9 protein-coding genes are annotated in these 9,647 nt (G+C 65.8%); 4 read left to right on the forward strand and 5 right to left on the reverse strand.

Annotation, left to right across the window (positions count from 1 at the left end; translation table 11 throughout):
* Positions 1-6: 6 nt before the first annotated feature.
* A complete protein-coding gene (locus tag QRO95_RS18405) occupies positions 7-951 on the reverse strand; it encodes an electron transfer flavoprotein subunit alpha/FixB family protein (RefSeq protein WP_285303153.1) in 945 nt (314 codons plus the stop codon).
* Complete coding sequence (locus tag QRO95_RS18410; RefSeq protein WP_012509979.1) at positions 951-1,697, reverse strand: electron transfer flavoprotein subunit beta/FixA family protein; 747 nt, start codon at positions 1,695-1,697, stop codon at positions 951-953. The genes QRO95_RS18405 and QRO95_RS18410 overlap by 1 nt, the downstream gene beginning before the upstream one ends.
* Positions 1,698-1,961: 264 nt before the next feature.
* Between QRO95_RS18410 and rfbB the strand changes: the two genes are divergently transcribed.
* The 4 genes from rfbB to rfbD are packed head-to-tail and all read left to right on the forward strand — an operon-like array spanning position 1,962 to position 5,363.
* On the forward strand, positions 1,962-3,017 hold the full coding sequence (gene rfbB, locus QRO95_RS18415; protein WP_121504836.1) for a dTDP-glucose 4,6-dehydratase: 1,056 nt from the start codon (positions 1,962-1,964) through the stop codon (positions 3,015-3,017).
* 14 nt (positions 3,018-3,031) lie between these two features.
* Positions 3,032-3,919 carry a glucose-1-phosphate thymidylyltransferase RfbA gene (gene rfbA, locus QRO95_RS18420; RefSeq protein WP_149908757.1) on the forward strand — a complete coding sequence of 296 codons (888 nt, stop codon included), beginning with the start codon at positions 3,032-3,034 and terminating at the stop codon, positions 3,917-3,919.
* Positions 3,916-4,473: a dTDP-4-dehydrorhamnose 3,5-epimerase gene (gene rfbC, locus QRO95_RS18425; protein WP_285303154.1), complete on the forward strand. Its 558-nt coding sequence runs from the start codon at positions 3,916-3,918 to the stop codon at positions 4,471-4,473. The genes rfbA and rfbC overlap by 4 nt, the downstream gene beginning before the upstream one ends.
* Positions 4,470-5,363 (forward strand): dTDP-4-dehydrorhamnose reductase, encoded by an 894-nt coding sequence (gene rfbD / locus QRO95_RS18430; protein ID WP_285303155.1) that lies wholly within the window; start codon positions 4,470-4,472, stop codon positions 5,361-5,363. Before rfbC ends, rfbD begins: the two co-directional genes overlap by 4 nt.
* Positions 5,364-5,438: 75 nt before the next feature.
* On the opposite strand, the gene QRO95_RS18435 is transcribed toward rfbD, so the two are convergent.
* From QRO95_RS18435 to QRO95_RS18445, 3 genes are all read right to left on the reverse strand, one after another.
* Positions 5,439-6,842 (reverse strand): mannose-1-phosphate guanylyltransferase/mannose-6-phosphate isomerase, encoded by a 1,404-nt coding sequence (locus QRO95_RS18435; protein ID WP_032127990.1) that lies wholly within the window; start codon positions 6,840-6,842, stop codon positions 5,439-5,441.
* Positions 6,843-6,854: 12 nt separating this feature from the next.
* On the reverse strand, positions 6,855-8,201 hold the full coding sequence (locus QRO95_RS18440; protein WP_149908760.1) for a phosphomannomutase: 1,347 nt from the start codon (positions 8,199-8,201) through the stop codon (positions 6,855-6,857).
* Between the two features lie 96 nt (positions 8,202-8,297).
* Positions 8,298-9,647 (reverse strand): DEAD/DEAH box helicase (locus tag QRO95_RS18445; protein ID WP_285303156.1); only part of this gene is annotated, 1,350 nt, incomplete at its 5' end.

The raw sequence follows: 9,647 nt of genomic DNA on the forward strand, positions 1-9,647 counted from the left end.
GTTGCTTCAGGCCAGCGCCTTTTCCAGCTCCGGCAGGATCGCAAACAGATCCCCCACCAGGCCGATATCGGCGATCTCGAAGATCGGCGCGTCGCCGTCCTTGTTGATCGCGACAATCGTGCCCGCATCCTTGATGCCGGTCAGGTGCTGGATGGCACCGCTGATACCCACGGCCACGTATAGCTCCGGCGCGATGATCTTGCCGGTCTGGCCGACCTGCAGGTCGCTGGGCACGTAGCCGGCGTCGACCGCGGCGCGCGAGGCACCCACGGCGGCACCGAGCTTGTCGGCCAGCTGGAAGATGACCTTGAAGTTCTCTTCCGAACCGACGCCACGGCCACCGGAGACCACGCGCTTGGCGCTCTGCAGGTCCGGGCGGTCGCTGGCACCGGCGGCCAGGCCGACGAAGCGGGTGTGGGTCGGCAGCGCAGCATCGACGCTGGCCGCTTCAATGGCGGCACTACTGCCGCCCTGGGCGGCTTCCGGCCACGACGCGGCGCGCACGGTGGCGACCACGATCTGGTCGGCCGGGGCTTCCACGGTGATGATCGCGTTGCCGGCGTAGATGGGGCGCTTGAAGGTGTGGCTGCCTTCGACGGTCATCAGGTCGGAGACCTGGTTGACGCCGAGCAGGGCGGCCACGCACGGCATCAGGTCCTTGCCGAAGGTGGTCGACGGGCCGAACACGTGGGTGTAACCCTTGGCCAGCTGCGCGATCTGCGGCGCCAGCACCTGGGCGATGGCCTGGGCGTTGGCGGCGTTGGCCACGGTCAGGACCTTGGCGACGCCGGCGATCTTGGCGGCCTCGGCGGCGACCGCGGCCGGGTCGGCAGCCAGCACCAGCACGTCGATGCTGGCACCGCTGATGGCGGCGGCGGCGCTGACGGTCTTGGCGGTGGCGGCATTGAGCTTGCCGTCGTGGTGCTCGGCGATGACGAGAATCCTGCTCATTACAGCAACCCCTTCTGCTTGAGTGCGGCAACCAGTTCGGCCGCGTCCTTGACCATCACACCCTTGCTGCGCTTGGACGGCGCGGCGTACTGGGTGGTCTTGAAGGTGTCGGCGGCTTCAACGCCGAGGTCGGCCAGCTGCAGGGTCTCCAGCGGCTTGGCCTTGGCCTTCATGATGTCCGGCAGCTTGATGAAGCGCGGTTCGTTCAGGCGCAGATCGGTGGTGACCACGGCCGGCAGATCCACTTCCAGCGTTTCCAGGCCGGCGTCGACTTCACGGGTCACCGTGGCCTTGCCATCGGCAATTTCGAGCTTGCTGGCGAAGGTCGCCTGCGGGCGGCCCCACAGCGTGGCCAGCATCTGGCCAGTCTGGTTGGCGTCGTCGTCGATGGCCTGCTTGCCGAGGATCACCAGATCCGGCTGCTCCTTTTCGATCAGCTTGAGCAGGGTGCGCGACGCGGTCAGCGGCTGGATCGCCTGGTCGGTGACGACGTGGATGGCACGGTTGGCGCCCATGGCCAGGCCGTTGCGCAGGTGCGCCTGGGCGTCGGCCGGGGCGATGGTGGCAACCACGACTTCGCTGGCGATGCCCTTGTCGCGCAGGCGCAGGGCTTCTTCCAGAGCGATTTCATCGAAGGGGTTGGGGGACAGCTTGACGCCGTCGGTGACCACGCCGGAACCGTCCGGCTTGACCTGAATGCGGACGTTGTAGTCCACCACGCGCTTGTACGCGACGAGGATTTTCATCTGGTACGGGGTCCTTCAATAACGGAGAGAACGTCCGGTCCTGGAGCAGCAACCGGTTCGGGGGTGGGACCCCGATTCTAGCTGGCTTGGGGTGACCATGCGAATGCGTATGGTGGGAGCTCCGGCTGTTGCGATGCAGCAATGCAGTCGGCCTGAGTTCACTTGTGTGATCGCGTGTTACCGGAGGCCCGTTGTATCCTTCAACGTTGCATTGTCGTGGCCATGAAGGCCCCGTCCCACGAATCTCGATCAGGAGAACAGGTAGTGCCCACATGGCTTGTCACCGGCGGCGCCGGATTCATTGGCGGTAACTTCGTTCTCGAGGCCGTCGCGCGCGGCGTCAAGGTCATCAACCTCGATGTGCTGACCTACGCCGGCAACCTGAAGACCCTGTCCAGCCTTGATGGCAACCCGAACCACCTGTTTGTCCAAGGCGACATCGGCGACCGCGAACTGGTCGCCCGACTGCTGGCCGAGCATCAGCCGGATGCCGTGGTGAACTTCGCCGCCGAAAGCCACGTTGACCGCTCCATCGATGGTCCCGGCGCCTTCATCCAGACCAATGTTGTGGGCACCCTGGGCCTGCTGGAAGCGGTCCGCGACTACTGGAAGGCGCTGCCGGCCGAACAGGGCGCGGCGTTCCGTTTCCTGCACGTGTCCACCGACGAGGTGTACGGCACGCTGGGTGAGACCGGCAAATTCAGTGAAACGACCCAGTACGCGCCCAATTCGCCGTACTCGGCGTCCAAGGCTGCGTCGGATCACCTGGTACGTGCGTTCCACCACACCTATGGGCTGCCGGTGCTGACCACCAACTGTTCGAACAATTACGGCCCCTACCACTTCCCCGAGAAGCTGATCCCGCTGGTGATCGCCAAGGCGCTGGCCGGCGAGCCGCTGCCGGTGTACGGCGATGGCAAGCAGGTGCGCGACTGGCTGTTCGTGTCCGACCACTGCGAGGCGATCCGCACCGTGCTGGCCAAGGGCCAGGTCGGCGAGACCTACAACGTCGGCGGCAACTCGGAAAAGCAGAACATCGAAGTGGTGCAGGCCATCTGCGCGCTGCTCGATGCGCGCCGCCCGCGTGAGGATGGCCTGCCGCGCAGCAGCCAGATCACCTACGTCACCGACCGCCCGGGCCATGACCGCCGTTACGCGATCGATGCGTCGAAGCTGAAGAACGACCTGGGCTGGGAACCGGCCTACACCTTCGAGCAGGGCATCGCCTTCACCGTCGACTGGTACCTGGACAACCAGAACTGGGTCAACGGCGTGCTCGACGGCAGCTACCGCCTGCAGCGCATCGGCACTGCGGCCTGAACCCAGGAGACACCATGACCCAGCGCAAGGGCATCATTCTCGCCGGCGGCTCCGGCACCCGGCTGTATCCGATCACCAAGGGCGTCAGCAAGCAGCTGCTGCCGGTATACGACAAGCCGATGATCTACTACCCGCTCAGCGTGCTGATGCTGGCGGGCATCCGTGAAGTGCTGATCATCAACACCCCGCATGAGCAGGCCCTGTTCCAGCAGCTGCTGGGTGACGGCTCGCAGTGGGGCATGGACATCCAGTACGCGGTGCAGCCCAGCCCCGATGGCCTGGCCCAGGCCTACCTGATCGGCCGCGACTTCGTGGCCGGCAAGCCGAGCTGCCTGGTGCTGGGCGACAACATCTTCCACGGCCACGGCCTGCGCGAGGTGCTCAAGCGCGCCGACGAGCGCGTGGATGGCTCGACCGTGTTCGGCTACTGGGTCAATGATCCAGAACGTTACGGCGTGGCCGAGTTCGACACCAGCGGCAAGGTCATCGACCTGGTGGAGAAGCCGGAGAACCCGCGCTCGAACTATGCGGTGACCGGCCTGTATTTCTACGACGGCAACGCCAGCGATTACGCGGCCGAACTGAAGCCGTCGCCGCGTGGCGAACTGGAGATCACCGATCTCAACAAGCGCTACCTGGCCCAGGGCAACCTGCACCTGGAAGCGCTCGGCCGTGGCTATGCCTGGCTCGATACCGGCACCCACCAGTCGCTGCTGGAAGCCTCCAACTTCATCGAGACCATCCAGACCCGCCAGGGCCTGCAGGTGTGCTGCCCGGAAGAAATCGCGTTCGGTCAGGGCTGGATCAATGCCGAGCAGCTGGAGGCGCTGGCTGCGCCGCTGATCAAGAATGGCTACGGCCAGTACCTGCACAAACTCGCTTTACGTGGAGTGGTTCCGTGAAAGTAGTTGAAACCAAGTTGCCCGGCTGTGTGGTGATCGAGCCGGCCGTGTTCGGCGATGCCCGCGGTTACTTCTTTGAAACGTGGAATGCCGAGCGTTTCGCCGCGCTGGGCCTGCCGGATCGCTTCGTGCAGAGCAACGTGTCTACCTCGGCGCAGGGCGTGCTGCGTGGCCTGCATTACCAGTGGCCGCGCCCACAGGGCAAGCTGGTCAGCGTGCTGGAGGGCGAGGTCTATGACGTCGCCGTGGACATCCGTCGTGGCTCGCCGACCTTCGGCCAGTGGGAAGCGGTGGTGCTGAGTGCTGAAAACAGGAAGCAGTTCTGGATTCCGGAAGGCTTCGCGCATGGGTTTGCCGTGCTCTCCGAACGTGCGCTGTTCAGCTACCTGTGCACCGATGTCTACGTCAAGGAGGCGGATGCGGGTATCCGCTGGAACGATGCTGATATCGCGGTGGACTGGCCGGTCAGCGCACCGACCTTGTCGGCCAAGGACGAGAACGCGCCGTTCCTGAAGGACATCGCTGAAGATCGTCTGCCGGTCTACGTGCCATGACCATTCTGGTTTTCGGTGGCAATGGCCAGGTCGGCCAGGAGCTGCTGCGCGCGCTGGCGCCACTGGGCAAGGTGGTCGCAACGACCCGCAGCGGGCAACTGCCCGACGGAAGTGCCTGCGAGGTGGCTGATTTCGGCCAGCCCAACAGCCTGCCGGTGTTGCTGGATCGCCTGCAGCCGTCGGTGGTGGTCAATGCGGCCGCCTACACGGCGGTGGACCGCGCCGAACAGGACGTCGAGGCCGCCTTCGCCGCCAATGCGCAGGCGCCGGGCATGATCGCGCGCTGGTGTGCGGCGCACGGCGTGCCGTTCGTGCATTACTCCACCGACTACGTGTTCGATGGCCAGGGCAGCGCGCCCTACTGCGAAGACGAGCCGACCGCGCCGCTGGGTGTGTATGGCACCAGCAAGCGCGATGGCGAGGATGCGGTTCGCGCGGCCGGCGGTCGTCATCTGATCTTCCGCACGGCGTGGGTGTACGCCTCGCATGGCGCCAATTTCCTGCGCACGATGCTGCGGGTGGGTGCCGAGCGCGACCAGTTGCGTGTGGTAGCCGATCAGATCGGCACGCCGACACCGGCTGCGCTGATCGCTGATGTCACCGCGCAGGCACTGCAGCATCCGGGGCAGCTGTCCGGCACCTGGCATCTGACGGCCAGCGGCCAGACAAGTTGGCATGGGTTCGCCGAGGCGATATTCGCCGAGGCGCTGGCGACCGGCGTGTTGGCGAAGGTGCCGACCGTCGAGGCGATTCCCAGTTCCGAGTACCCGACCCCGGCCAAGCGCCCGGCCTGGTCGGTGCTGGACAACCGCAAGCTGCAGCAGGATTTCGGCATCGTGCTGCCGACCTGGCAGGACGGCCTGAAGCGGGTGGTGGCGGAGATTGCCTGACCCGGTAGGCGACGTGCCGACCAACGGTCGGCACCCACCCCGACCAACGGTCGGCACCCGCCGCAGGGCGTCGGATCAACTACGCCCGTACGTGTCCTCGAAACGCACGATGTCGTCCTCACCGAGGTAACTGCCGGACTGCACCTCGATCAGCTCCAGCGGCAGCTTGCCCGGGTTGCGCAGGCGGTGGGTCACGCCCAGCGGGATGTACGTGCTCTGGTTCTCGCTGAGCAGGATCACCTCGTCGCCGCGGGTCACCTCGGCGGTGCCGCTGACCACGATCCAGTGCTCGGCGCGATGGTGATGCATCTGCAGGCTGAGCGTACCGCCGGGCTTGACGGTGATGCGCTTGACCTGGAAACGCTCGCCGTTGTCGATCGAATCGTAGGCGCCCCACGGGCGGTAGACCTTGCGATGCCAGGTGGCCTCGCTGCGACCGTCGGCCTTCAGCTGCGCCACCACGGTCTTGACCTCCTGCATGCGGTCGGCCTTGCCGACCAGCACCGCGTCGTCGGTCTCGACCACGATCACGTCATCCAGACCGACCAGTGCCACCAGGCGCTGTGCATAGGCATAGGTGTTGCGGCAGTCGATCGCGATCACGTCACCCTGGTGCGCATTGCCATCGCCATCCTGATGCGATACATCGCGCAGTGCGGTCCACGAACCGACGTCGTTCCAGCCGGCGTCCAACGGAATCACCACGGCGTCTTCGGTTTTTTCCATCACGGCATAGTCGATGGAATCGGAGGGAACGGTGGCGAACGCCTCCTTGTCGAGGCGGGTGAAATCCGAATCGCGACGGGCCTGCTGCCAGGCCTGGCGGCTGCTGGCCAGCATGTCGGGCTGGAAGCGCTCCAGTTCCTGCAGGTAGCGCGAGGCCTTGAACAGGAACATGCCGCTGTTCCAGTAGTACTGGCCGCTGGCCACATAGCCGGTGGCGGTGTCCAGGTCGGGCTTTTCGACAAAGCGCTCGACCGCACGCAGGCCCTGCCCATTGGCGGCCTTGATATAGCCGTAGCCGGTTTCCGGACCGGTCGGCACGATGCCGAAGGTCACCAGCTTGCCGGCCTCGGCAGCGCTGGCTGCAGCCTGCACGACTGCACGGAACGCAGCCTCATCGGTGATTACATGGTCCGAGGGCAGCACCAGCAGCAGCGCATCGGCGCCGTCGCGGGTGGCCTCCAGGGCTGCGACCGCAATCGCCGGCGCCGTATTGCGTCCAACCGGTTCCAGGATGATGGCAGCCGGCTCGGCGCCGACCTGCTGCAGTTGCTCGGCAGCGACGAAGCGGTGCTCTTCGTTGGCGATCACCAACGGGCCGTGGGTGGCGATGGGCGCGACGCGCTGCCAGGTGGCCTGCAGCATCGTCAGTTCGCCTGCCAGCGGCAGGAACTGCTTCGGATACGCCTCGCGCGACAGTGGCCACAGGCGGGTGCCGGAACCACCGGACAGGATGACGGGCTGGATGTTGCTCATGGTCTTCCTTGATTACTGCTGGAGGAGATGGGAAATTTCGTCGGTACGCGCCTGCATCAGCGCTGCGTCGCCGCGGGCTTCAACGTTCAGGCGCAGCAGCGGCTCGGTGTTGGAACTGCGCAGATTGAAGCGCCAGTCGCCGAAATCGGCGCTGATGCCATCGGTATGGTCCAGCGCGGGCGACCGCGCGGCGAAGTGCTCCATCACGCGGGCCACGGCGGCCTTGGCATCGGCCACCTTGAAGTTGATCTCGCCGCTGCAGGGATAGGCCGCCATGCGGTCTTCGACCCAGTCGGCCAGCGAGCGGCCGCTCTCGGAGATCAGCTGCGCGATCAGCAGCCACGGGATCATGCCGGAGTCGGCATAGGCGAATTCGCGGAAGTAGTGGTGGGCGCTCATCTCGCCGCCGTACACCGCATCTTCGGCGCGCATCTTTTCCTTGATGAAAGCGTGGCCGCTCTTGCACAGCACCGGCACGCCACCTGCCTGTTCAACCATTTCCACGGTGTTCCAGACCAGCCGCGGGTCGTGCACGATCTTGCCACCGGGATTGCGTGCCAGGATGGCCTTGGCCAGCAGGCCGACCAGATAGTAGCCCTCGATGAAGCGGCCGGTATGGTCGAAGAAGAAGCAGCGGTCGAAGTCACCGTCCCAGGCAATGCCGAAGTCGGCGCCGTGTTCGCGCACCGCATTGGCGGTGGCGGCGCGGTTTTCCGGCAGCAGCGGGTTGGGAATGCCGTTGGGGAAGTTGCCATCGGGTTCGTGGCAGATGCGGATGAACTCGAACGGCAGGTGCGGTGCCAGCAGGTCGACGATGGCGCCCGCACCACCGTTGCCGGCATTGACCACCAGCTTCAGCGGCTTGAGCTTGGCGGCGTCGACGTAGCTCAGCAGATGCTGGATATAGGCGCTCTTGTCATGCTGGGCGGTCTGCCCGGCGCGTGGCGGCTGGGCCTCGGACGTATCGACGGCGACCGCATCGGAGATCGCGAACAGGCCGGTATCGGAGCTGATCGGGCGGGCGTTCTCCTTGACCAGCTTCATCCCGTTGTAGTCCATCGGGTTGTGGCTGGCGGTCACCATCACGCCGCCGGCTGCGCCGAGGTGATCGGTCTGGAAGTAGACCTCTTCGGTACCGCACAGACCGATGTCGATCACCTCACGACCGGTACCACGCAGGCCTGCGGCCAGTGCATCCTGCAGCGCCGGGCTGGTCAGGCGCACATCGTGGCCGAGGACCACCGGGCCGGGAGCGAGCTGCGCGGCCAGGGCGACGCCGATGCGGCGGGCCAGGTCTTCGTTCAGTTCTTCCGGCACGCGGCCGCGGATATCGTAGGCCTTGAAGGCGGGCAGGGGCATCGATCAGATCCTTTGTGAGCTCAGCGCTCAATTGTAGCCCCAGTCCCGTATGGGAATCGTTTCCATCGGAGAACGCCACCTGACTGGCGCCACGGATCAGGCCTGCGGCGATCGTCGGCCTGGCCGGCGGGTGCGCTTGGCCGGCAGGCCCGGCAACGGCGCCAGCAGCGCCTGGACGTCTTCCTCACTGAAGCGTGGACCCGTGCTGCCGCCGCCTTCCAGAATCGATTCCGCCAGAAGGGCCTTGCGTTCCTGCAGCTCGGCAATCCGTTCTTCGATGCTGCCTGCGGCGATCAGCCGGTAGACGAACACCGGCTGCTGCTGGCCGATGCGGTGGGCGCGGTCACTGGCCTGGTTTTCGGCCGCCGGGTTCCACCAGGGATCGAAGTGGATGACGGTGTCTGCAGCAGTCAGGTTCAACCCGACGCCACCGGCCTTCAGGCTGATCAGGAACACGGGTACCTCGCCCTGCATGAAGCGCTGCACCGGTGTGGCCCGGTCCTGGGTATCGCCGGTCAGTGTCACATAGGCCAGCCCGAGCTCCTCCAGCGCCTGCGCGATCAGCGCCAGCATGCCGGTGAACTGCGAGAACACCAGGATCCGCCGACCTTCCTCGACCATCGACGGCAGCATGTCGCGCAGCAGCTCCAGCTTGGCCGAGCCGGCATTGCGTGCAGGAGCATCGCCCGGCAGCAGGCGCGGATCGCAGCAGACCTGGCGCAGCTTCAGCAAGGCATCCAGCACCACGATATGGCTGCGCGCCAGCCCGCTGCCGCTGATGGCTTCGCGCACCTGCTTTTCCATCGCGGCACGCACGGTTTCATAGAGATCACGCTGGCCACCCTCCATCTCCACCGCGCGGGTAATGAGGGTCTTGGGCGGAAGCTCTGACGCGACCTGATCCTTGCGCCGGCGCAGGATGAAGGGGCGCAGCCGCTGCGCCAGCAACGTGGCGCGACGGTGATCGCTGCCGCGCTCGATCGGGTGGCGCCAATGCTGGTTGAACTGTTTTTCGCTGCCGAGCAGGCCGGGCAGCAGGAAGTCGAACTGCGTCCACAGTTCGCCCAGATGGTTTTCCAGCGGCGTACCGGTCAGGCACAGGCGATGGCGGGCCTGCAGCGTGCGCAGGGTGACGGCCGCACGCGATTTCGGATTCTTCACCTGCTGGGCCTCGTCCAGGATCAGCAGATGGTAGGCATGTGCCTGCAGCGCCTGCTCGTCGCGCCAAAGCAGGGGATACGTGGTCAGTACAAGATCGTGCTCGGGGATCGCCTCGAACAGCACCTCACGTGCCGGTCCGTGCAGGGTCAGTACGCGCAGGCCCGGGGTGAAGCGTGCCGCTTCGCTCTGCCAGTTGTGCAGCAGCGAGGTCGGCACCACCAGCAGCGCCGGCCGGTCCAGGCGGCCACTTTCCTTCTCGACCAGCAGATGCGCCAGTGTCTGCAG

The organism is Stenotrophomonas maltophilia group sp. Smal13 (genome assembly GCF_030236855.1).
Classification (GTDB): domain Bacteria; phylum Pseudomonadota; class Gammaproteobacteria; order Xanthomonadales; family Xanthomonadaceae; genus Stenotrophomonas; species Stenotrophomonas maltophilia_A.

Bases quoted from the DNA above. Each gene is read 5' to 3' on its own strand.
- QRO95_RS18405 (WP_285303153.1), bottom strand. From the start codon at position 951: ATGAGCAGGATTCTCGTCATCGCCGAGCACCACGACGGCAAGCTCAAT.
- QRO95_RS18410 (WP_012509979.1), bottom strand. From the start codon at position 1,697: ATGAAAATCCTCGTCGCGTACAAGCGCGTGGTGGACTACAACGTCCGC.
- rfbA (WP_149908757.1), top strand. From the start codon at position 3,032: ATGACCCAGCGCAAGGGCATCATTCTCGCCGGCGGCTCCGGCACCCGG.
- rfbD (WP_285303155.1), top strand. From the start codon at position 4,470: ATGACCATTCTGGTTTTCGGTGGCAATGGCCAGGTCGGCCAGGAGCTG.
- QRO95_RS18435 (WP_032127990.1), bottom strand. From the start codon at position 6,842: ATGAGCAACATCCAGCCCGTCATCCTGTCCGGTGGTTCCGGCACCCGC.
- QRO95_RS18440 (WP_149908760.1), bottom strand. From the start codon at position 8,201: ATGCCCCTGCCCGCCTTCAAGGCCTACGATATCCGCGGCCGCGTGCCG.